22 protein-coding genes are annotated in these 24,626 nt (G+C 32.1%); all 22 read right to left on the reverse strand.

The window, feature by feature from the left end:
• Window positions 1–206: 206 nt before the first annotated feature.
• Window positions 207–1,130 (reverse strand): L-histidine N(alpha)-methyltransferase, encoded by a 924-nt coding sequence (gene egtD, locus ABXT53_RS06490; RefSeq protein ID WP_415290380.1) that lies wholly within the window; start codon window positions 1,128–1,130, stop codon window positions 207–209.
• Window positions 1,127–2,047, reverse strand: a complete 921-nt coding sequence (locus ABXT53_RS06495; RefSeq protein ID WP_415290382.1) for a class I SAM-dependent methyltransferase — start codon at window positions 2,045–2,047, stop codon at window positions 1,127–1,129. The genes egtD and ABXT53_RS06495 overlap by 4 nt, the downstream gene beginning before the upstream one ends.
• Window positions 2,044–3,042: a phytanoyl-CoA dioxygenase family protein gene (locus tag ABXT53_RS06500; RefSeq protein ID WP_415290383.1), complete on the reverse strand. Its 999-nt coding sequence runs from the start codon at window positions 3,040–3,042 to the stop codon at window positions 2,044–2,046. The genes ABXT53_RS06495 and ABXT53_RS06500 overlap by 4 nt, the downstream gene beginning before the upstream one ends.
• A 502-nt stretch (window positions 3,043–3,544) precedes the next feature.
• Window positions 3,545–3,697, reverse strand: coding sequence for a hypothetical protein (locus ABXT53_RS06505; RefSeq protein ID WP_271525710.1), 153 nt, complete (start codon window positions 3,695–3,697; stop codon window positions 3,545–3,547).
• Window positions 3,697–4,104, reverse strand: a complete 408-nt coding sequence (locus tag ABXT53_RS06510; RefSeq protein WP_415290384.1) for a hypothetical protein — start codon at window positions 4,102–4,104, stop codon at window positions 3,697–3,699. Before ABXT53_RS06510 ends, ABXT53_RS06505 begins: the two co-directional genes overlap by 1 nt.
• Window positions 4,105–4,635 carry a ricin-type beta-trefoil lectin domain protein gene (locus tag ABXT53_RS06515; protein WP_415290385.1) on the reverse strand — a complete coding sequence of 177 codons (531 nt, stop codon included), beginning with the start codon at window positions 4,633–4,635 and terminating at the stop codon, window positions 4,105–4,107.
• 306 nt (window positions 4,636–4,941) lie between these two features.
• Window positions 4,942–6,342 carry a dihydrolipoyl dehydrogenase gene (gene lpdA / locus ABXT53_RS06520; RefSeq protein WP_415290386.1) on the reverse strand — a complete coding sequence of 467 codons (1,401 nt, stop codon included), beginning with the start codon at window positions 6,340–6,342 and terminating at the stop codon, window positions 4,942–4,944.
• Complete coding sequence (gene odhB / locus ABXT53_RS06525) at window positions 6,343–7,620, reverse strand: 2-oxoglutarate dehydrogenase complex dihydrolipoyllysine-residue succinyltransferase (RefSeq protein ID WP_415290388.1); 1,278 nt, start codon at window positions 7,618–7,620, stop codon at window positions 6,343–6,345.
• A gap of 2 nt (window positions 7,621–7,622) precedes the next feature.
• Complete coding sequence (locus ABXT53_RS06530; RefSeq protein ID WP_415290389.1) at window positions 7,623–10,514, reverse strand: 2-oxoglutarate dehydrogenase E1 component; 2,892 nt, start codon at window positions 10,512–10,514, stop codon at window positions 7,623–7,625.
• A gap of 34 nt (window positions 10,515–10,548) precedes the next feature.
• A complete protein-coding gene (gene sucD / locus ABXT53_RS06535; protein WP_415290391.1) occupies window positions 10,549–11,424 on the reverse strand; it encodes a succinate--CoA ligase subunit alpha in 876 nt (291 codons plus the stop codon).
• A gap of 1 nt (window position 11,425) precedes the next feature.
• Window positions 11,426–12,586 carry an ADP-forming succinate--CoA ligase subunit beta gene (sucC, locus tag ABXT53_RS06540; RefSeq protein WP_415290392.1) on the reverse strand — a complete coding sequence of 387 codons (1,161 nt, stop codon included), beginning with the start codon at window positions 12,584–12,586 and terminating at the stop codon, window positions 11,426–11,428.
• Between the two features lie 3 nt (window positions 12,587–12,589).
• A complete protein-coding gene (gene mdh, locus ABXT53_RS06545; protein ID WP_415290393.1) occupies window positions 12,590–13,552 on the reverse strand; it encodes a malate dehydrogenase in 963 nt (320 codons plus the stop codon).
• Between the two features lie 8 nt (window positions 13,553–13,560).
• Window positions 13,561–15,054 carry a CoA-acylating methylmalonate-semialdehyde dehydrogenase gene (locus tag ABXT53_RS06550; RefSeq protein WP_415290394.1) on the reverse strand — a complete coding sequence of 498 codons (1,494 nt, stop codon included), beginning with the start codon at window positions 15,052–15,054 and terminating at the stop codon, window positions 13,561–13,563.
• A 24-nt stretch (window positions 15,055–15,078) separates the two neighbouring features.
• On the reverse strand, window positions 15,079–15,852 hold the full coding sequence (locus tag ABXT53_RS06555; RefSeq protein ID WP_415290395.1) for a succinate dehydrogenase iron-sulfur subunit: 774 nt from the start codon (window positions 15,850–15,852) through the stop codon (window positions 15,079–15,081).
• Window positions 15,852–17,624 (reverse strand): succinate dehydrogenase flavoprotein subunit, encoded by a 1,773-nt coding sequence (sdhA, locus tag ABXT53_RS06560; protein ID WP_415290396.1) that lies wholly within the window; start codon window positions 17,622–17,624, stop codon window positions 15,852–15,854. The genes ABXT53_RS06555 and sdhA overlap by 1 nt, the downstream gene beginning before the upstream one ends.
• Window positions 17,624–17,950 carry a succinate dehydrogenase, hydrophobic membrane anchor protein gene (gene sdhD, locus ABXT53_RS06565; RefSeq protein ID WP_415290398.1) on the reverse strand — a complete coding sequence of 109 codons (327 nt, stop codon included), beginning with the start codon at window positions 17,948–17,950 and terminating at the stop codon, window positions 17,624–17,626. The genes sdhA and sdhD overlap by 1 nt, the downstream gene beginning before the upstream one ends.
• Window position 17,951: 1 nt before the next feature.
• The gene (gene sdhC / locus ABXT53_RS06570; protein WP_415290399.1) at window positions 17,952–18,335 is read right to left on the reverse strand and encodes a succinate dehydrogenase, cytochrome b556 subunit; all 384 of its coding nucleotides are present in this window, start codon (window positions 18,333–18,335) and stop codon (window positions 17,952–17,954) included.
• Window positions 18,325–19,332 (reverse strand): aspartate-semialdehyde dehydrogenase, encoded by a 1,008-nt coding sequence (locus ABXT53_RS06575; protein WP_415290401.1) that lies wholly within the window; start codon window positions 19,330–19,332, stop codon window positions 18,325–18,327. The genes sdhC and ABXT53_RS06575 overlap by 11 nt, the downstream gene beginning before the upstream one ends.
• Window positions 19,333–19,352: 20 nt before the next feature.
• Complete coding sequence (locus ABXT53_RS06580; protein ID WP_415290402.1) at window positions 19,353–20,462, reverse strand: dimethylsulfoniopropionate demethylase; 1,110 nt, start codon at window positions 20,460–20,462, stop codon at window positions 19,353–19,355.
• Window positions 20,459–21,235 (reverse strand): alpha/beta fold hydrolase, encoded by a 777-nt coding sequence (locus ABXT53_RS06585; protein WP_415290403.1) that lies wholly within the window; start codon window positions 21,233–21,235, stop codon window positions 20,459–20,461. The genes ABXT53_RS06580 and ABXT53_RS06585 overlap by 4 nt, the downstream gene beginning before the upstream one ends.
• A complete protein-coding gene (locus ABXT53_RS06590; protein ID WP_415290404.1) occupies window positions 21,232–22,860 on the reverse strand; it encodes a long-chain-fatty-acid--CoA ligase in 1,629 nt (542 codons plus the stop codon). Before ABXT53_RS06590 ends, ABXT53_RS06585 begins: the two co-directional genes overlap by 4 nt.
• A gap of 1 nt (window position 22,861) precedes the next feature.
• Window positions 22,862–24,625 carry an acyl-CoA dehydrogenase family protein gene (locus ABXT53_RS06595; RefSeq protein WP_415290405.1) on the reverse strand — a complete coding sequence of 588 codons (1,764 nt, stop codon included), beginning with the start codon at window positions 24,623–24,625 and terminating at the stop codon, window positions 22,862–22,864.
• Window position 24,626: the final 1 nt, after the last annotated feature.

Here is a 24,626-nt window from a genome sequence, read left to right on the forward strand (position 1 = left end):
TTGCAACTTTAGTTTAACTTTTGTTTTAGTATAAGTGATATTAAATAAGCTAGTATAATTTAGTAAATTTTTTTTCTTTTTTCTGCACTTAGGGCACTACTATTCTTTTATTAATTTCCCCTTAACAACTATTTATCTTGCATTAACATAACAATTAAAAAGAAGCCTATGCCCAATTTTTAAATTAAGGAAGGTAATAACTAGCCCTATAAAGCTAGATTTAGACAATGAACACTAAAAAGTTTTTTGTCATCAACCCAAGTTTTCTCAATTTTCCATCCAGCTTCATTAGCTAAGTTTTTGAAGGATTTAATTGTGTATTTATGAGAATTCTCAGTGTGAATCTCTTCATTTTTTTTAATTAAATATTTTGAACCATTGATTCTAATAATATTATTATTTTTAGATTTTAACCTCATCTCAATTCTTTTTTTTAATTTATTATAAATTGCTAAATGTTTATAGTAATTTAAGTTTATATCTCCACCCAATTCAGTGTTTATTCTTCGTAAAATATTTTTGTTGAATTTTGCAGTTATACCTTTTTTATCATCATAAGCAGAAATTAGAGTTGGAATATCTTTAACTAAGTCAGCACCAATTATAATTTTTTTTGCTTTAAATTTTGATTTAAGCAATTTTAAAAATTTAACAGCATCCTTTTTTTCAAAATTACCAATAGTTGATCCTGGAAAAAAAATAATTATATTTTCTGATGAATTAATTTTAAAAGGTAGCTTATTATTTCCTGAGAAGTCATATCCTTTTGGAGTAATAGCTACTTTTGGAAATTTCTTTTTAAAACCTTGAGATATTTTGGTTATATAGTCTTCAGAAATATCTAAAGGTACATATTTTTTTGGCTTATGTAAGCTGTTGAGAAAAATAGCTATTTTTTTGATGTCTCCAGCACCTGGTTCAATTAAAACTGCTCTCTTACCTATTTTATTAGCAATTTCAATTTTATTATCTTTTAAAATTTTTCTCTCAGTTCGTGTTGGGTAATATTCTTCCAACTTAGTAATTTGTTCAAAAAGTTTTGATCCATGAAAGTCATAAAACCATTTTGAACTTAGCTTCTTGTTTTTCTTACTTAAACCGAGACTTACTTCTTGTAAAAATGATTTCATTTTATATCAGGCACAACTAAAAGACGACTAATTGGCATTGAAAATCGTCCTTGTCTTTCAGTATCAGTGCTTTCTTTGGATATTGCGAGTAGGTTAGATAGACTTGTAATCATTAATTTTCTTTTCTCTGGCTTTAAGACAAATGCAGCATAAAAAAATCCTGCTGCAATTTCAGCTACTTGAGTAACTGGTCCCTCCATAGATACAACTTTTGTTTCGATAGTTACATTTGCTTTTGGAAAAGACTTATTTACAAGATTGCCTAGGCTTTCAGATCCTCGTATCCTTGGATCACCTAAATCAATCTCCCCATAACTAGGTATTTCTTCTTGTACATAACTATAAATTAAATCGTGTACCTCTGTGTAGCCAGGTGCTGCATTCATTGGTCCATCAACTAATGCTGCAAACCGACCCTCAGAAGTTAAAATTCGTCTGATTTCATCTAACACAGGAGTTATAGGGTCCATTAAAGTTAAAGCCCAATGACATAACACTATATCGATAGAGTTATCATTGATTGCTGTCAAATTTTGTGCTTTTGATTCAATGAGGTTAACTCCAGTATTTATAAGACGTGTCTTAGCTAATGCTAATTCTTCAGGACACATGTCTATACCTTTTAAATTTAAATTTCTATTACGATCAAATAAGATTTTTAATAGTGGTCCTGACCCACAAGCAAGATCTAATACACGCAAACTTTCATTATCAGATACAAGTTCAGCTAGCCATTCATAACTATTACGTCCAGCTTCATCACGACAAGAACTTGCGCACGCTTCAGTAAATCCAGTATGTTCTTGATGGACAGTTCTTAAATGATTAACTAAAGCATTACCATCGGGATGTAGATTACGAGCAAGACTGTCAGTCCAGATCGAATTTAGCCCCTTCTGATTATTTATATCTTTCATGATTTATTTTTAACTGGCCAACAAATTGGATTTAGTGGACTAGCAGCTACGTCTCCTGGTTTGACATTGGGCATAAATTTCTGCCAGTCACCAGAGACCATCGTAGGTGCATTAACTACTCTCGCTCCATCTCGATAATAAGTATTGGCTAGAGCCACTCGGCTACGATTAGTACGGTTACGTGAAGCGGTATGAAAATTTAAATTATGATGAAAGCTAACTTCACCCAGTTCAAATGGAGTTTCATCCACACTTACATTATTTTTTGAAAAAACATCTGAGACCCCGCGGTCATATCCAGTGCCAGTCTTTTCAAACTTAACAGCGTTAACTAATTCGTGGACATCGAGTGGATATGCAAAAGAAAGTGGTCCCATCTCAAGAGGGATTGGCTGTGCTGGTGCCCAAGCGGTAACTACGTCATTAGTATCTAGTGGAAAATGATGATCGTCGAAATGCCATGGAGTACGACCACAACCAGCTTGTTTAGCTAATACATTGTCATGGTAAAGTCTTACAGCTGGTACTTCAAGAAGATCTGCTGAAATTTGCCCTAGACGTGGTGATAATACGTAAGCACGAAGGAGTGCGTTGTCAGGCCAAATCATTTCAAGACTAAGGAAACGATTATGTGCTCCTTTATCTGGATCAAACTTAAACTCCTCTTTTAATAGATTAATTAACTCAGCTCGAAGTTTTAGCACGGCCCCAGGTGAGAAAACCTTCTTAAGCTTTATGAAACCATTTTTTTTAAAAAAATAAATTTGATCATTGGTTAAATGATAGGGCTCAGCTAATTCTGAGATAACTTCATCATCACTGGGTATTGCAATATCTGGTAAGGGATCAGCATTAATGATTTTATCTTTTTCAACATCATTATCTGCAAGACTAACATACCAGTCCCACCAAGCCTGATTATCCTTATCCCATGGTTTACTGATATCAGCAGCATCAGATATTTTAGAATTTAAATTGTCATTAGATTTTGTCATTTAATTATTGTAATAGTTTTATTTTTTATTAGTAAAAGCGCGTTTTGACATGAGGTATTCGTTTTATCTGTGATTATAAATTGATTAATAAAATTATTATAGCGATAGTAATTACCACAGCGCTCACAACAATATAATCCAACCTAATATTAAATTTTTTGAATACTATTTCAGTAATTTTTTCCCAGAATACTACAATCAAGAGGACAATTATAGCTGGTAGAATAAATTTTATCATTTCTAATTTTTTAAAATTATAGCAATGTAACTACATAAGAAAAAAATTGACAAACCTGCGAGATATTTTGTTTCCCTAGTTTTTCCAAATTTTTTATATTGGATTATACTTAATAATATAAATGTTATTGAGGTAATCAAAAAATATATTGGTTCAATAATTCCATATAATGTAGCCATAATAAACTCTACTAAATCATAAATTGGGTATCTAGGTGTAGAATAGTCGCTAGTTAGAATTCAGCGATCCTAGGTCTTTTTTTCTTTAATCTATAATCCCTGCTAAATTTTTAGCAGCTTTTTTTTTGGATCCTACAGTTAATCCTTTGACATAGGCTGTTGCTATTCTTTCTGGATTTTTTATATTTCTTTTTTTAAATTTTTTTAATAAATCTTTATAGTTAGGTTTTCTAGGCATTACTTCGGAGCTTTTTTTGTAGTGGGTTTTTCGAAATCCTCTGTCATGTCAGCAATCAGCGGTCGAAAGAAACTTGTAGCAATAATTATGAGTGCAGAAATTATTAGTAAGGCATCAAACTTAACTAGATCTACAATAACTCTTGTAGTGCCTAAAATAACATGAACTAGCATTGTTAAAAACATTGCACCTATCCATAAATATATTACTGAAAATTTATATGATTTAGCTACTAATCCACCACCTAACAGTGCCCCTAATAAAAGAATAATAGGATCAGTTCCGATAGCCATTAAACCACCCAAGAATGGACCAATGAAGGCTATGTTAGCTACATAACCAGCAGACAAAATTATAATATTTGCGACTATGATTAGGTAGGAGAAATATAATAAAGGTTTGTTCATTTATTTTCTTACACTCCAAGCTTGATAGGAATTTAGTGATTTATTACAAAGTTCCAATGATAAATTTCTCATTAGATGAACTGGAGTTCCACCTCCACCCTTCTTAGATTGCCCTTGATCAACAGTAAGACATAATTTTCTATTACTAATCAAGCGGATCTCATTTTTATTAGACCATTCAAAATTTTGAAGTTTGTTATGGTCGCATTTTTCTAGTTTCAAATTTGTTGATACTTTAAGTGATGAGGCTTCCATACAAACATTAAAGGATGGTAAGATAAATTGGTTCTTAGTTAGTTTAAGAGAATTAAAACCTTGATCTGGAGAGATTTCTCCTTGGTAAGAATAACAAGTGTGTGCCTGGAGTCCTTTATTAATTTGTGCTTTTAATTTATGACCTTTTATATCAATACAAAAACCTCTTGGGTCATCTAATTGATTAAGCAAATAAATTTCAACATTATCATCTGCCTGAGATGAGGTTATTAACAACAAACCCAGAACCAATATCGATAGAAGTTTTTTAATCATTAATCAAAAATTATTGTGTAAGCTATATAAGTAAGTTCAATGGCTAATAGTATTTCAAGTCCAGACATAATTTAAGCCTATCAAACCTCTAATCAGGTGTCTAGGTGATGGAGCTAGTGAAAACAACAATACACTCATCGACCATAGAATCACCATAGAGTTTTTAGGGTTCGCACCATAAAATCACCATTAAATCCAAAGTAAATGTTTAAAAAAGTAAGTGATTTCAATAATTCTTATTGAACAACAATACAGTAAATCTTTAAATCAGTGGCTATTTTATTAGGTGATAAAAGAACGATAATGTTAAGAGTGTATTGCTCTTTTATCTACTGATAAAGCTGCTTCTTTTACAGCTTCTGAGAATGTTGGATGTGCATGACACGTTCTTGCAATATCTTCAGCACTTGCACCAAACTCCATTGAAACTCCAATTTCACCAATTAATTCACCTGCATGAGGTCCAATAATATGTGCTCCTAAAACTTTATCTGTTTTTTCATCAGCTAAAATTTTAACAAAACCTTCTGCTTCATCAATTGCTTTAGCTCTTGAGTTTGCCATAAACGAAAATTTACCAATTTTGTATTTTATATTTGCTTCTTTTAATTGCTCTTCAGTTTTTCCAACTGAAGCAACTTCTGGAGTTGTATAAACAACACCTGGAATAATATCATAATTTACATGCCCTGATTGTCCTGCTATATTTTCTGCAACTGCAATACCTTCATCTTCAGCTTTGTGAGCTAACATTGGTCCATCTATTACATCGCCAATTGCATAAACATTACTTACATTTGTTTGAAAGCTTTTATTTGTTATAATTCTTTTCTTTTCATCCAATTCAACACCAATTGCTTCTAAATTTAAATTGTTAGTGTTAGGTTTTCTACCAACAGATATAAGAACAATATCACAATCAAAATTTATTTTTTTTCCATCTTTGTCAGACATTGAAACACTAGCTCCATTGGTGTTTTTAGTAATTCCCTCTACTTTAGTTTGCATGTGGAAGTTAATTCCTTGTTTCTTTAAAATTTTCATAAATTCTGAGGATATTTCTCTATCCATTCCTGGGGTAATATGATCAAGAAATTCTACCACATGAACTTCAGCGCCTAATCTAGACCAAACAGACCCCATCTCTAATCCTATATAACCTCCACCAACTACAACCATTTTTTTTGGAACCGATTGCAGAGTTAATGCACCTGTTGAAGATACAATTATTTTTTCATCAAATTCCATTCCTGGTAATTCTACCGGTACAGATCCTGTGCTAATTACCGTTTTATCTGCTTCAATTATAGTTTCTTTTTTTTGATCATCTAATATTGAGATTTTATTTGCAGATTTAAAGCTTCCAGTGCCCTTAAAATAAGTGACTTTATTTTTCTTAAATAAAAATTCTACACCTTTAGTCAATATTGTTACCGCTTTATCCTTATTTTGCATCATTTTTTGAAGATTAAGTTTTACCTCACCCACTTCTATGCCAAGTTTAGAAAAATTTTGTGCTTTATGATAATTTTCAGAAATATTTAATAAATTTTTAGAAGGTATGCACCCAACATTTAAACAAGTTCCACCTAATGAACCTCTTGATTCTATACATGCTGTTTTAAGTCCCAATTGTGCCAATCTTATTGCGCAGACATAACCTCCTGGACCACCACCTATTACAACTGCTTGAAATTTATCTGACATTTAAATATTTAAAAATAACCTTCTTGGGTCCTCTAAGTTTTCTTTAACCATTTTTAAGAACGATACTGACTCTTTTCCATCTATAATTCTGTGATCATAAGACAAGGCAAGATACATAATAGGTCTAATTTTAATCTCACCATCGACTACCATTGGTCTCTCAACTATATTGTGCATACCTAACACACCAGATTGAGGTAGATTTAATATTGGAGTAGATAACATTGAGCCATAAACTCCACCATTACTAATTGTAAAGGTTCCACCTTGAAGGTCTTCTATGGTTATTTTTCCATCTTTAGCTTTTTCAGAAATAGTTTTAATATTTTTTTCGATATCAGCAAATGATAATTGATCAGCATCTTTCAATACTGGTACTACTAATCCTTTTTCAGTTCCTACTGCAAAACTCATATTATAATAATTCTTATAAATAATTTCGTCTCCATCAATTTCAGCATTAACTGATGGGTATATTTTTAGTGCTGCAACACATGCTTTTACAAAAAATGACATAAACCCTAATTTAATTCCATATCTGCTTTGGAAGTCTTCCTGGTTCTCTTTTCTCATTTCCATTATGCCAGTCATGTCAACTTCATTAAAGGTTGTTAATAATGCTGCATTTTCTTGTGCTTGTTTTAATCTTTTTGCAATTGTCTGTCTAAGCCTAGACATTTTAATTCTCTCTTCTTGGCCATATTTAATTTTTCTTTCTGATGGCTGTGGGTTCTCTCCCATCATGCTAATTAGGTCACCTTTAAGAATTCTACCCTCTTTACCAGAGCCACTAACTTTTTTTAAATCAATTTTATTTTCAACTACCATTTTTCTTACGGCTGGTGAAAGTATTTCATTATTTTTTTTTGAAGAATCAGTTTTCTCCTCTTTAACCTCATTGGTTAATATTAAAGGTTCTTCCTCTTCAGGTTCTTTAAAAACTTTAGGAACTTCTTTTTTAATTTCTAAATTAACTACATTATTTTCAGTTTTTTTAGGTTCAATTTTTGTAATTATTTTTTTTTCAGATGGTTGAGTTCCATTTTGACTTATCGTACCAAGAAGAGCTCCTACTTCTACGGTTTCACCATCTTTTGAATTTATTTCAGATAAAACTCCATCTATGGGAGATGGAACTTCTAAATTAACTTTATCAGTTTCTAGTTCTACAATTGCCTCATCTGCTTCAACTGTATCACCCTCTTGCTTAAGCCACTTAGAGACTGTCGCCTCAGTAATACTTTCTCCAAGAACTGGTACTAAAATTTTTTCAATCATTTTTATTCAAAAACCTTGTTAATAATTTCTTGCTGTTGTGAAATATGCCTTTTTGCAAACCCTGTTGCAGGAGATGCGTCTGGACTTCTTCCTATATAAGAAATTTCCTTATTATTAGCGTTAATAGTTTCTAATGTCCATTGTATATAATCCCTTACAGAAAACCATGCTCCCATATTTTTTGGTTCTTCCTGACACCAATAAAATTTAGCATTTTTTGCATATTTTTTGATTTCTTTAACTAAACTTTTAACTGGAAAAGGATAAAGTTGTTCAACTCTGTACAACACTACATCATTCTTTTTCAATTTCTCTCTGGCATCTAGCAGATCAAAATAAACTTTTCCTGAACATAGAATTACTTTTTTAATTTTTGAGCTTTCTTTTAATTTTATAAATCCATTTTCTTCATCTAGTGCATGATCCCATAAAATTCTGTGGAAAAATGTATCTTTATCAAAGTCTTCTATATTTGAAACACAATGCTTGTTTCTTAATAAAGATTTTGGAGTCATTATTATTAGTGGCTTTCTAAATTCTCTATGCATTTGACGTCTTAAAGCATGAAAGTAGTTTGCTGGTGTTGTGCAATTTACTACCTGCATATTATCGTTAGCACATAATTGTAAGAACCTTTCTAGTCTTGCTGAAGAGTGTTCTGGTCCTTGGCCTTCATACCCATGAGGTAGAAGCATTACTAGCCCAGATGCCCTTGTCCATTTTCTCTCTCCTGATGCTATAAATTGATCTATTACTACTTGTGCGCCATTTGCAAAATCACCAAATTGTGCCTCCCACATTGTTAGAGTGTTTGGTTGAACTAAACTATAACCATATTCAAAACCTAAAACTGCTAATTCTGATAAAAAACTATCTACTATTTCATATCGTTTTTGAACTTTTGAAATATTATTTAGCGGAACATATCTGGAGTTATCTTCTTGATTTCTTAGAACTGAGTGTCTTTGACTAAACGTTCCTCTTCCTGAATCTTGCCCAACCAATCTTACTGGATAACCTTCTTCTAATAATGAGCCAAATGCCAAAGCTTCAGCTGTTGACCAATCTATACTTTTTCCATCTGATACTGATGCTCTTCTAGTATTTAAAATTTTAATTATAGTTTTGTGTAAATTTAATTCCTCTGGTGTTGAATTAATCTTTTCTGAAATTTCTAAAAGTTTTTTCTGGTCAAAACCACTTACACCTCTTTTATCCTTTCCTTTTTCTGGTTTATATCTTGACCAACTTCCCTCATACCATTCAATTTTTGGCTTATAATCTTTTGCATTTTTGTATTGATCGTCTAGTAAGCTTTTAAACTCAGTTTTAAACCTTTTAAGTTCATTCTCTGAAAGTGTATTTTCATTTACTAATTTGCTTCCGTATACTTCTACTGGAGTAGGGTGTGATCTAATTTTTTTATACATTAATGGTTGAGTAAATGAAGGTTCGTCTCCTTCATTATGACCAAACCTTCTGTAGCAGATTATATCAACAACAACGTCTCTGTTAAATTTTAATCTAAATTCTGTTGCAATTCTTGTCGCATAAACAACTGCTTCTGGGTCATCACCATTTACGTGAAGTATTGGGGCGTCTACCATTTTTGCAACATCTGATGGATATGGTGATGATCTTGCAAACCTTGGGCTTGTAGTAAAACCTATTTGATTATTAACAATAAAATGAATTGTTCCACCTGTATTATGGCCAGGTAAGCCAGACATTGCAAAACATTCAGCCACAACACCTTGGCCTGCAAATGCTGCATCACCATGTATTAAAATAGGCAAAACTTTATTTCTTTCTTTATCTTCATGAAAAAATTGTTTTCCTCTAGTCTGTCCTAATACAACAGGATTAACTGCTTCTAAGTGCGAAGGGTTATCTGTAAGACCAACATGTATAGAATTTCCATCAAATTTTCTATCCGATGATGCTCCCAAATGGTATTTTACGTCTCCTGCTCCTTCTTCTCCTGTTGTTTGAACGTCTCCCGCAAATTCATTGAATATTCTTTTGTATGATTTTTGTAAAACGTTTGCTAGCACATTGAGCCTACCTCTGTGAGACATTCCAATTTTAACTTCTTTAGCTTCTGATTGACCGGCAATTTTAATAATTTGTTCTAAAGCAGGGATTAAGCTTTCTCCTCCATCCAATCCAAATCTTTTTGTACCAACATATTTTGTATGTAAAAATTTTTCAAATCCCTCAGCTTGAATAAGTTTGTTTAAAATAGCTTCTTTACCATTCTTTGTAAATTGAAGAGAGTTTTCATCCTGCTCAATTCTATCTCTAAGCCATTTTCTTTCAGTTGGGTTTGATATATGCATATATTCATAACCAATTGGCCCACAGTAAGTTTTGTTTAAAAAACTTAATATTTCTTTTACAGTAGAGTACTCTTTATTTATTACACCATCTAAATAAATCTTCTCATTATAATTTTCTTTTTTGAACCCGTAATATTCAGGATGTAATTCATCTAAATACTCTGTTTTCATCATTCCAAGTGGGTCAAGCTTTGCTAATAAATGCCCCCTTTGTCTATAGGCTCTAATTAATGCAACAGCTCTAATTGAGTTAAGATTGCTTTTGATTAAATCTTTTGCATCATTACTTCCATTAGAAAGTTTTTTTTCATCTTCTTCAATTCTTTTTTCAATTTCATCAATATCAATTTTTTTTTTCATACCCCATGATGGTCCATTAATTTCCTTGGCAATCACACTTAGATCTTCACCTATACCCTCAAAGTAATGCTGCCAACTTTTTGGAAGATCTTTATCTTTATTGATAAATTTTGAATACATTTGTTCTATAAACGCACTATTTGATTTACTAAGAAATGAGTTTTTTTTGAATTCGAGATTTTTTGATGATGACATCTATTTTATTGATATAATATCAGATAAATAATTTTCAATTAGATAATTTATTAAATAATGTTTTGCCTAGTTCAGATGGTGATTTTGCAATTGTAATCCCACATTCTTCCATTTTTTTTATCTTATCCTCTGCTCCACCCTTACCACCTGAGATAATAGCTCCTGCATGCCCCATAGTTCTTCCTGGGGGTGCTGTTAATCCAGCTACAAATCCAACCATAGGCTTTTTTATTTTGTGGTTTTTAACAAATTCAGCTGCTTCTTCTTCTGCAGAACCGCCAATTTCTCCTATCATAAGAATAGATTCTGTCTCATCATCATTTAAAAATAAGTCTAAACAATCAATAAAGTTTGTTCCATTTATTGGATCTCCACCAATACCTATACAAGTAGATTGTCCTAATCCGTTTTCAGTTGTTTGTGCAACTGCCTCATAAGTTAAAGTTCCAGATCTTGAAACAATTCCCACAGAACCTTTCTTGTGAATATTTCCAGGCATAATTCCAATTTTACATTCATCAGGAGTAATTATTCCTGGACAGTTAGGTCCTATCAATCTGCTTTTTGAATTATTTAGTTTTTGTTTAACACGAAGCATATCTTGAATTGGTATACCTTCAGTAATACAAACTATAAGCTCAATAGATGCATCAATAGCTTCTATTATAGCTGCTGCTGCAAATTTTGCAGGCACATAAATCATAGTTGCATCAGCACCAACTTCTTTTTTAGCTTCAGCTACAGTATTAAATACTGGACGTTCAAGATGTTTTTGTCCTCCTTTTTTGGGGGTAACTCCACCTACAAGATTTGTTCCATATTTTAATGCTTGTTCAGAATGAAAAGTACCATGCGCACCTGTAAAACCTTGACATATAACTTTTGTATTTTTATCAATTAAAACTGACATTTTATTTTATAGCCTCTACTATTTTTTTTGCAGCATCATCTAAATTTTCTGCTGAAATTAATTTTAATCCTGAATTATCTAGAATTTCTTTTCCTTCTTTAAAGTTAGTTCCTGCAAGTCTAACTACTAATGGAACTCTTATATTTATCTCTTTAGCAGCATCAACAACACCTTGAGCAAGGACATCACATCTCATTATTCCACCAAAAATATTTATTAATATGCCTTTAACGTTTTTATCTGAAAGAATTATTTTTAACGCAGCAGAAACTTTTTCTTTTGAAGCTCCACCACCAACATCTAGAAAATTTGCTGGCTCTTCACCATATAATTTAATTATATCCATTGTTGCCATTGCTAAACCTGCTCCATTAACCATACAACCAATGCTTCCATCTAATTTTATATAAGCAAGATCATGTTTGCTCGCTTCTATTTCTGCTGGATCTTCTTCATTTAAATCTCTTAACTCTATAATTTCAGGATGTCTAAATAGCGCGTTAGAATCAAAATTAACCTTTGCGTCTAAGCAGATTATATTTTTTTCTTTAGTTAATATTAGTGGGTTAACCTCAACCATATTAGCATCTGTACCTAAAAACATACTATATACTGATTTAATTAGTGCTATTGCTTGTTTTTTAGCATCATCGGTTAAGCTATAAATTTTAATTATCTTCTCACAATCAGCATCTGAGATTTCATTAACAATATCTACTTTTGTTGTTATAATTTTTTCAGGTGTTTTATCTGCAACCTCTTCAATATCCATTCCACCTTGATCGCTGGAAATAAATACAATTTTTGAACTAGCTCTGTCAATTAAGCAGGATAAATAAAATTCTTTATCTATATTGGAAGATACTTCCACATATAATCTTTTTACTTCTCTACCTTCAGGACCAGTTTGATGTGTTACAAGTGTTTTTCCTAATAATTCTTTCGCAGCAACGCTTAACTCTTCAATGGTATCCAAAATTTTTACACCTCCTGCCTTACCTCTTCCACCAGCGTGGATTTGGGCTTTTAATACAAACTTTTCCGTTTTTAATGATTTTGATTTTTCAATCAGCTCATCGACTGTGAATGCAAAAATACCCTCAGGCACAACTGCCCCATATTCTTTTAAGATTTTTTTTGCTTGGTGTTCATGAATATTCATGATTTATTTAGATAGATCTGGATCTATTTTTGATGCAGCTTCCCATAATGCTTTCACAGCATCTATCGAATGCATAAATTCTTTTTTTTCTTTTTCGTCCAAATCTATTTGTTCTATTTTTTCAACACCCTCTTTACCAATTATTACTGGTACACCAGCATAAACATTGCTAACTCCATATTCTCCATTTAAATGAACTGCACATGGAAGTAATTTTTTTTCATCTTTTAAATATGCTTCTGCCATTTGCACTCCCGAAGCTGCTGGTGCATAAAATGCAGAACCTTTTTCTAAATATTTAACAATCTCAGCTCCTCCATCTCTAGTTCTTTGGTTAATTTCTTCTAATCTTTCTGGAGATATTTTTCCTTCTTTAACTAAGTCTAGTAATGGTTTACCTGAAACTTTTGTGAATCTTGGTAGGGGAACCATTGTATCTCCATGACCTCCCATAACCATTGCTTCAATTTCTTTTACAGGAACATTCAACTCTAGAGATAAAAATAATTTAAATCTTGAGCTGTCTAAAATTCCTGCCATTCCAACTACTTTATTTACTGGTAAGCCTGAAAATTTTTGAAAGGCCATAACTATAACGTCTAACGGATTAGTGATACATATAACAAAAGCATTGGGTGCATTTTTTTTAATGCCTTCTGCTACTTGTTTAATAATTTTTAAATTAATACCTAATAAATCATCTCTGCTCATTCCTGGTTTTCTTGGAACTCCTGCAGTGATTATTATTACATCTGAATCTTTTATATCTTCATAATTGTCTGTACCTGAAAATTTTACATTAAAACCATCAACAGAGGAAGATTGGGCTATATCTAGAGCTTTTCCTTTAGCTATGCCACTTGCAACATCAAAAAGTACCACCTCATCAGCTACTTCTTTGGTTCCTATTAAGTGAGCAAGAGTGCCCCCAATTTGACCTGCTCCTATTAAAGATATTTTTTTCATTTTTCTCCTTATTTCATTGTTGGCATGACAAATTCTGCATTAGATCGTATTCCAGAAGGCCATCTAGATGTTACTGTTTTAAGTTTTGTATAAAATTTAATTCCTTCAGCACCGTGCATTGCGCTATCTCCAAATAATGATCTTTTCCATCCACCAAAACTATGGAATGCCATTGGTACTGGTATTGGAACATTAATTCCAACCATACCAACTTGAATTTTACTGGCAAATGTTCTGCCAGCATCACCATCTCTTGTATAAATACTTACTCCGTTACCATACTCATGATCATTAATTAGTTTTGTTGCTTCTTCAAAAGTTTTAACTCTTATAACTGATAAGACAGGTCCAAATATTTCTTCTTTATAAATTCTCATATCTTTTTTAACATGATCAAATAAACAGCCACCTATAAAGAAACCATTTTCATATCCTTGAAGTTTTATATTTCTTCCATCAACAATTAATTTAGCACCTTCTTCAACTCCAAGATCAACATAACTTTTTACTTTTTCTAAATGTTCTTTTGTGACTAGTGGACCCATCTCAGATGTTTTATCCATACCCGGCCCTACTTTTAATGCTTCAGCTTTTTTTGATAAACGAGCAACTAACTCATCACCTATATCGCCTACAGCTACTGCTACTGATTGTGCCATGCATCTTTCTCCTGCCGACCCATATGCAGCACCCATTAATCCATTTACTGCACCATCAAGGTCACAGTCAGGCATTACAACTAAATGATTTTTTGCACCACCTAAAGCTTGAACTCTTTTTTCATTTTTTGCAGAATTTTCATAAATATATTTTGCGATTGGTGTTGAGCCTACAAAGCTTACAGCTTTGACATCTTTGTTTGTTAAGATTGCATCAACAGACTCTTTATCTCCATTAACAACATTAAAAACGCCATCTGGTAGTCCTGCTTCTGTTAGCAATTCTGCTAATCTGAGTGGACAAGATGGATCTTTTTCTGATGGTTTTAAAATAAATGTATTTCCACAAGCTATAGCAATAGGAAACATCCACATCGGTACCATTGCTGGAAAATTAAAAGGTGTAATACCAGCAACTACTCCAAGTGGCTGACGCATTGACCAGCTATCAACATTTGTTCCTACGTTTTCTGAAAATTCTCCTTTAAGTAAATGTGGAATTCCACATGCAAACTCCACTACTTCTAGTCCTCTTGTTAAAGAACCTTTGGCATCTTCATAAACTTTACCATGTTCTGAAACTATTAATTTTGTAAGTTCATCAGTATTTTTTTCTATTAACTCTTTAAATTTGAACATCACTCTTGCTCTTTGAAGGGGGGGTTTCTGTGACCAAGTTTCAAAAGCTTTTTGAGCCACTTCTACAGCTTGATCAAGATCAGTTTTGCTGGCTAATCTTACCTCTGACTCTTGTTCGCCTGTTGCAGGGTTAAAAATTTTACTTTTTCTATCAGATGAGCCTGAAATTAGTTTTCCACCTACAAAATGTTCTAATAAATTCATGAATGGTGCTATTTAAAGGCGTAATTAGCTTGTTGCAAGCATTTTTTTCAATTCAGCTATGGCTTTTGCTGGATTTAATCCCTTAGGACAAGCATTGGTGCAATTCATAATAGTATGGCATCTATAAAGTTTAAGCTCATCAGCTACTTTTTTTAATCTTTCTTTTCTTTCATCATCTCTACTGTCTACTATCCACCTATAAGCTTGAAGCAAAACTGCAGGACCTAAAAATTTATCCTCATTCCACCAATAGCTTGGGCAAGAAGTGGAACAACATGCACACATGATACATTCATATGCACCATCTAATTTTTTTCTATCTTTTTGAGATTGAATAATTTCTGTAGTTTCAACTTTTGTGTTTGTTTTCAACCAAGGCTCAATTGATTCATACTGTTTATACAATCCACTTAAGTCACCAATTAAATCTTTTTTGACTTTTAAATGGGGTAATGGGTAAATATTTATATCTCCTTCAATTTCTGAATGTGGTTTTGTACATGCTAAACCATTTTTACCATCCATATTCATTGCACAAGATCCACAAACACCATGTGCACAAGATCTACGATAAGCTAAAGATGGGTCAATTTCATTTTTAATCTTGTTTAAAATATCTAATACTTTTGAAGGACAATTATCCATATCTACTTCGTAAGTGTCTACTCTTGGGTTTTCTCCATTTGAAGGATCCCATCTATAAACATTTACTTTTCTGATATTTTTTGATCCAGTTTTATCTTGATAATAGATACCTTTCTGAACTTCTGAATTTTTAGGTAAATTTATTTGAACCACTAATAAACTCTTTCTTGTGGTGGAAAATATTGAACTTCATTTGTTAAAGTTGATTTAGTAACTGGTCTATAACTAATTTTTGAATCTTTTCCATTGCACCAAGCAATAGTATGTTGCATAAATTTTTCATCATCTCTTTTTGGGAAATCTTCTCTTGCGTGTGCGCCTCTACTCTCTTGTCTATTGTAAGCAGAATCCACTGTTGTAATTGCTTGTCTTATTAAATTATCAAACTCCAATGTTTCCACTAAATCGGTGTTAAAAACAAGTGACTTATCTTTTACAGAAATTGATTCCATTCCATCGTATGCTTTTCTAATATCATCAACACCCTCTTTAAGTGTTTTTTCTGTTCTAAAAACAGCACACTTTGATTGCATAGTTTTTTGCATTGAAAGTCTAAGTTCTGCAGTACTGTTTTCACCATTAGAGTTTCTTAATTTATCAAATCTTTCTAAGCATTTCTCTGTTTCAGTCTCTCCTATATCTTCATGTGGAGTTCCCGGTTTAACAAGTTCAGCAGCTCTTCTAGCTGCGGCTCTTCCAAATACAACTAAATCAATTAAAGAATTAGACCCCAATCTATTTGCTCCATGAACAGAAACGCAGGCAGCCTCACCAATTGCCATTAATCCTGGAACTGTTTCAGAATCATTGCCTGTTAATACTTCAGCTTTATAGTTTGTTGGGATACCTCCCATATTGTAATGAACAGTGGGAACTACTGGTATTGGCTCTTTAGTTACATCAACATTTGCAAATAATCTTGCAGCTTCCGTTATTCCTGGAAGTCTACTTTCAATAATACTTTTGTCTAAATGACTTAAGTGTAAGTGAACATGATCCTGTTCTTTACCCACACCTCTTCCTTCATTAATCTCAATTGACATTGATCTACTTACTACATCTCTGGATGCTAAGTCTTTAGCTTTTGGTGCATAACGCTCCATAAATCTTTCACCTTTTGAATTAACTAAATAGCCACCTTCTCCTCTAACACCTTCAGAAATTAAGGTTCCATGTCCGTAAATTCCCGTTGGATGAAATTGTACAAATTCCATATCTTGTAATGGTAAACCTGCTCTTAAAACCATTGCATTTCCATCTCCAGTACACGTGTGTGCTGAAGTTGCAGAATAATAAGCTTTTCCATAACCACCTGTTGCAATTATTGTGCTGTGAGCTCTAAATCTATGAATTGTTCCATCATTTAAATTCCAAGCAATAAGACCTTTGCATTCACCATCTTTCATTAATAAATCTAGAGCGAAGTATTCAATAAAAAATTCAGTGTTGTGTTTTAAAGCTTGTCCATAAAGAGTATGAAGTATTGCATGTCCAGTTCTATCTGCGGCTGCGCATGTTCTTTGAACAATTCCATTACCATAATTTTTTGTCATTCCACCAAAGGGTCTTTGATAAATTTTACCATCATCAGTTCTACTAAATGGAACTCCGTATTTTTCTAATTCTATAACAGCTGCTGGAGCTTCTTTACAAAGATACTCGATACTATCTTGGTCACCTAACCAGTCAGCCCCTTTGACGGTATCATACATATGCCAACGCCAATCATCTTCACCCATATTCCCTAAAGATGCAGAAATTCCTCCTTGAGCAGCAGAGGTATGACTCCTTGTTGGAAATACTTTTGAAATACAGGCAGTTTTTAATCCTGCTTCACTTAAACCAACAGCAGCTCTTAAGCCTGAGCCTCCCGCACCAAGTACGATAACATCGTATTCATGATCTATAATTTTATATGAACTCATTAGTTTAAATTAAATATTACAATTATTGTGATTAATGGAACTAGTATAGCAAAAATATTGAGTACTTTGTTTGCGACATTTTTGATTTTTTCATCTTGTATATAATCTTCAAATACCTCACTAATGCTTAAAGCTGAGAAAAAGTAAGCAAATACTAATGTTAAAGAAACTAAAATTTTAGATGGTTGAGTAGTAAAAAAATTAACAATCTCAATATAATCTTTATTGAAAACTGAAACTAAATTTAAAATAAACCATATCATTAATGGTATCAACACCACAGAGCTTACTCTCATCAATAGCCACTTTTTAGTCACGTTATTCATGCTAAATAAATTGCTTTCCAATTAAATAAATTAAAATTGTTAAAAAAAATGATCCAATGATCACGATTAATCCTGTTATCTTTGATACTTTTAATTCAAACCCATATCCTAGGTCCATAATTAAATGTCTTATTTCACTTAATATCTGGAAACTAAATGACCATGTTAAACCTAAAATTATGAATTTTCCTAAAATAGAATTTAAAAATACCTTAGTAAACTCATAGCTATTTTCACCTAATAGTAAGGATGCAATCCAAAAACAAATTATTGTTATAGCAGCTATATTTATCATTCCTGTAATTCTATGTGAAATAGATACTAAAGAAGATATGTGCCATCTGTAGATCTGAATATGTGGTGATAAAGGATTATTATTTTCCATTAAGATTATTATTAATTAAAGTTTCTGCAATTTCAACAGCATTCAATGCCGCTCCTCTAAGTAAATTATCAGAAACAATCCATAGGTTTAATGAATTCTTGTTAGTTTTATCTTCTCTTATTCTTGAAATATAAGTTTCGTCTCTACCTTCTGCTTCAATTGGAGTGCTATATCCTCCATCTTCTCTTTTATCATAAACTTTACAGCCCTCTGCTTTACTAAGAGTGTCTCTAACTTTTTCTAAAGAAAATGATTTTTCAAATTGAATATTTACTGACTCCGCATGAGAAACCATAACTGGAACTCTTACACATGTTGCTGTTAATTCTATTTTGTCACCAAGAATTTTTTTAGTTTCATTGGTCATTTTTAATTCTTCTTTAGTGTAACCATCATCTGCAAAAACATCGATGTGAGGAATGGCATTGAAAGCAATTTGTTTAGTAAAATTTCTAGGTTTAATTTGTTTATTTTCTAGGGATAATTTAGTTTGTTCTATTAGTTCATCCATAGGGTCTTTGCCACCACCTGAAACAGACTGATATGTCGAAACGACTATTCGTATAATATTGAATAAGTCATGTAACGGTTTAAGAGCAATTACTAACTGAGCTGTTGAGCAATTAGGGTTAGCAATTATATTTTTTTTCATACTCTTAATTGCTTCTGGATTTACCTGTGGAATAATTAATGGCACATCAGGATCCATTCTATAAAAACTAGAATTATCTATAACTATTGAGTGCTTTGCTGCTTTTAAAGCATATTGTTCTGAAATTTTTCCACCTGCTGCAAAGAAAGTAATTTTAATTTTTGAAAAATCAAATGTTTCAAGGTTAAAAACCTCATGTTCTTTGCCACTAAAATTTATTTTTTGACCAGCACTTCTTGGTGAAGCAACTAAAAATAGTTCCTTTATAGGAAGTTTTTTTCTCTCTAGAACCTCGAGAATTTTTCTTCCAACATTACCTGTGGCTCCTACAATTGCTATATTCATGATGTTATTAGGCTTTTATACTAGATGAAGGGTAAATCGCAAACTTTTCCAAGAAAAGTGTTGTCATTTATTCGAATTTTAAAGGTTTGAGATACTTCCCAGTAAGACTTCTGGATCATTGCTATTCCAATAACCATTTGAAAATGAGGTGAGTAACAAGCCGATCTTAATTCACCAATTATATTATTTTTCTCATCATATAAATTTTTTGATCCTGTGAGACTAATTTCTTTTATATCAATTTTAATACCCATTAACTTCTTTTGGGCTCCTTTTGATTTAACTTCTTTTAATTTATCTTTTCCTAAAAAATTTATATCACTATCCAAACTAACATATTGATCAAAACCACATTCAAATGGATTATCATTGTTATCAAAATCATTTCCATAAGATAGTAATGCACTCTCAATTCTCTCTATTAAGTTTGGACACCCAGGTCCTACATTAAATTCTTTTCCAACTTCAAAAAGGTAGTCATATAATTTTTGTCCTGACTCTGTATTTTGAACATAAACTTCATATCCACCTTGCTTAGACCATCCTGACCTTGCTATAAGATGTTTTGTCCCTTCAAAATCAAAATAATCAAATCCAAAGAATTTTAGTTCAGTAATTTTTTTTCCAAAAACTTTTTCCATTAATGCAAATGATTTCGGACCCTGTATTGCCATTATATCCACCACTGGTTCTATAATTTTAACATCGAATTTATGTCCAGATGCTAAACCTTTGGCAAAAAAGATTACATCCGAGTCTGCTATTGATAGCCACCATCTATTTTCATCCAGCTTTAGAACAACTGGATCATTAACTAAATTTCCATTTTCATCTATTATTGGACAATAATAACATCTCCCAATTTTAGATTTTGATAAATCTCTACATGTCATCAATTGTACTAATTCTGCAGAGTCTTTTCCTGATATTTCTACTTGTCTTTCTGCAGCAACATCCCATACTTGAACATGCTCTTTTAAATGTTTGTAACTATTTTCTATTGATCCAAATGCAGCAGGTAATAGCATATGATTATAAATTGTGTATGCTGTAACCCCTTGTTTCTCTATTCTTGCAGTATAAGGAGTACTTCTTAATCTTCTAGATTTTGCTATTGAAAAGTTTTTCATTTTTTTAAAAAATTAGAGATCTTTTCTCTCATTTCAAAAGCTTTTTCAAACATAATCATATGTCCACATTCTTTTATTATATGAGTTTTTGAATTAGGAATAAGTTCAGCAAATTTCTTGCCTTTTTCAAGGTTAACCATCTTATCTAGTTCACCAAAAATAAATAATGTGGGACACTTAATTGATTTTAAAGCCTCAGATCCGTTTTTATAATTATTACAAGCTACAAGATCAATGGCTAAAATCTCCCTAATATCTCTTGGAGAATTAATAATTTTTTCTACAGGATTACCTCCAATAAACTTTTTAGAGTTTTCATAGCTCCATTTCATCATTAATTTAACTGCTTTATCATCTCCACTCTCAGCAAAATCTATTAAATCTTGATTAACGGGCATTCTATAAGAAGCACCAACAAATATTAAATTTTTAACTCTTTTTGAATATCTTGAATAATATTCTAATGCTTCCAAACACCCTTGGGAATGACCTATTATTGTTAATTCAGAAACATTAAGTTCTTTAAAAACTTTTTCTAACCAATCTGAAATTTCTTCTATTGATTTTAAACAATCACCCTCAGAATTTCCATGACCGGGCAAATCAATTGCTAAAACATTATAATTTTGATTTGATAAATACTGCTCTGTTAAAGACCAAACAATATGTGAGAGACCACTTCCATGAAGTAAAACTATTGTGACTTTTTTTTTATCAATACCTTGACCTGAATCCGATACAAAGACATTCTTATTGTCTACCTGAAAGATCAACTTAATTCCTTAACTTTTTTTCTTAGTTCAAATTTTTGAATTTTTCCTGTTGAGGTTTTTGGTAAATCACAAAAAATAACACTTTTAGGGATTTTGAATCCAGCCAATGTTTCTCTACAAAAATCTATTATTTCTTTTTCAGTTGCTGGCTTATCTTTAATCAATTCAACAAAAGCACAAGGAGTTTCTCCCCATTTTTCATCAGGCTTAGCAACTACAGCTGCTAAAGAAACTGAAGGGTGTTTTGCAATTGCATTTTCAATTTCTATTGAAGAAATATTTTCTCCTCCAGAAATAATAATATCTTTAGATCTATCTTGAATTTTAATATATCCGTCAGGATGGGTCACAGCTAAATCTCCTGAATGAAACCATCCACCTGCCATTGACCTATCTGTTGCTTCTTTATCTTTGTAGTAACCCTTCATTACGATATTTCCTCTGATCATAATTTCACCCATAGTCTTTCCATCTTTGGGCACTGGCTTCATTGTTTCTGGATCCATTACAATAGCACCCTCTGTGTTTGGGTACCTTACACCTTGCCTTGCTTTGATTTCATTCTTTTTATCTTTTTCTAAAGAATTCCAATCTTCATTCCATGCACACTGCAACATATGACCATAAGTTTCAGTTAATCCATAAACGTGCATCACTTCAAAACCAAGTTTTTCCATTTTCTCAAAGATAATACTTGGTGGCGGTGCACCTGCGGTTAAAACATTTACTTTTCTTTTTAGGACTTTTTGATCTTCTTTTGGAGCATTAACAATCATATTTAATACTATTGGGGCTCCACCGAAATGAGTTACTTCATATTTATCAATTAATTCAAATATCTTTTTTACATCGATGTTTCTTAAACAAATTACTCTTGCATGTAACATTGCTAGTGTCCAAGGGTAGCACCAACCATTACAATGAAACATTGGTACAACACATAAAAAATTTAGCTTGTTAGACATATTCCAAGCTGTGGCACTGCCTGTTGACATCAAATATGAGCCTCTGTGATGATAAACTACTCCTTTTGGGCTTCCAGTAGTTCCAGACGTGTAACTTAATGAAATCGCTTCCCATTCATCTTTTGGTTTTTTCCATTCGTAATTTTCGTCACCTGTATTTAAAAAACTTTCATATTCAAGTTCTCCTATTTTCTTAAAAGAACTTGTATCTATGTCTTGGTCGTCAATATCAATAATTGTAATTTTATTTTTAACATTCTTTAAAGCCTTTTCAATTACATCGTGAAATTGTCTATCTACAATTAAAACCTTTGCATCACTATGCTGTAAAATATAACTTACTGTATTAGGGTCTAGTCTTGTATTGATTGCATTAATCACTGCTCCCACCATTGGTATTGAATAATGGGCTTCAAAAATTTCTGGTGTATTGAAAGCCATTATAGAAACTGTATCTCCAGTTTTCACCCCCAATTTATCTAGTGCGCTAGCAAACTTAACACATCTTTTATAAACCTCTCCCCAGGTATAAGACCTACTTTCATAAACTAAGGCTTCATAATTTGGATATATATCTTTAGTTCTTTCTAAAAATGTTAAAGGAGAAAGAGGAACATAATTAGCCTCATTTTTATCTAAATTTGTATTGTAATGACTCATATTAACTGAATTTAAAATTCATTATATAATCACTTCCCGATGTGGCAGTTTTAAAATGACTTTCGGCTCTTGGTAAAACTCTTTTAAAATAAAAATTTGCTGTTTGAATTTTATCCTCATAAAAGTCTTTGTTTTGTTCATAATCTTTAAAACTTACCTCTAAAACTTTTATCCACGCATGTGCTATAGACACAAACCCCAATGCTTTTAAATAGTCATTGCATGCTGCACTTGCATCATCTTTTGAGTATTGAACTTTTTCTTTAATCCAATCAGTAAAGGTAGATAAGATCTCTAGATGTATTTTTAGTTCTTTTATGAAAGGTTTTAATTTTTCATTTTCAATACTGCAATCATTCTTAATCAACTCTAAATACTTATTAATTATATCACCATTTTTATTTACCAACTTTCTAAAAACTAAATCTGCTGCTTGAATTGAATTTGTTCCTTCATAAATTGGGGTGATTCTATTATCCCTATATAGTTGTTCTATTCCTTGGTCTTTTGTATACCCATAACCACCATGAACCTGCATAGCATCACTTGTTATTTCCATTCCCATATCACTAAACATCGTTTTAACCACTGGTGTCATTAACGACACAAGATCTGACGCTTCCTGCTTTATTTTTTCGTCTGGATGATAAAGACTAACTTCTGTTTGTTGAGATAACCAAAAACATAAAGCTCTTTCACCTTCAATAATAGATTTCATATTAAGCAAAGATTTTCTAATATCAGCATGCTCAATAATAAAATCTGCTCCATTAGTTGATTTTGTATTATTTGTTTTTCCTTGTTTCCTTTCTTTCGCGTAACTTAAAGAGTTTTGATAGGCTATTTCAGAAATTCCTAAGCCCTGAATTCCTACAACAATTCTCTCTAAATTCATCATAGTAAACATTGCATTTAACCCTTTATTCTTTAATCCAATCATATAACCAGTTGCATCATCAAAGTTTAATACACATGTGGCAGAACCTTTAATTCCCATTTTGCTTTCTATAGAACCTGTAGAAACTCCATTTCTTGCACCAATAGATCCATCTTCATTTACCACAAACTTAGGTACTAAAAATAAGCTTATTCCTTTTGTTCCTGCTGGAGAGTCAGCTACTCTTGCAATAACTAAATGGATAATATTCTCTGTTAAGTCTTGATCACCTGAAGTAATAAAAATTTTCTGTCCACTTAATTTAAAAGTTCCGTCAGATTGCTCAATAGCTTTAGTTTTTAAAAGTCCTAAATCAGTTCCACAAACTGGTTCAGTAAGGCACATCGTACCACTCCATTTTCCTTCAACCATTTTTGGAAGATATTTTTCTTTTATTTCATCTGTAGCATGATGAGAAATACAATTATATGCACCAATACTTAACTCACTATAAAGTTTAAATGACAAACTTGCAGATGATAACATTTCGTCAAAAAAAGCACTTACAGTTTTTGGCATTCCTTGTCCTCCATATTTTGGATCACAAGAAAGTGAAGTCCAGCCATCTTCTATATATTTAGAATAAGCTTCTTTATAGCCAGGCGGCGTTCTAACCACACCATTCTCTAGAACTGTTGGGTTCTCATCACCTGATTTTGCTAATGGTAATATTAAGTTTTGGTTAATCTTAGCTGCTTCTTCTAAAATATCTTTTACTAATTCTGAATTAACTTCTTTATACTTTTCAAGATCATTATAATTTTTATTATTTCTTAATTTATCAAAAAGAAACATCATGTCTTCCACTGGTGCAGTATAATTTGGCATT

This window comes from Candidatus Pelagibacter sp. Uisw_136 (assembly GCF_047720275.1).
In the GTDB taxonomy this organism is placed as follows: Bacteria; Pseudomonadota; Alphaproteobacteria; order Pelagibacterales; family Pelagibacteraceae; genus Pelagibacter.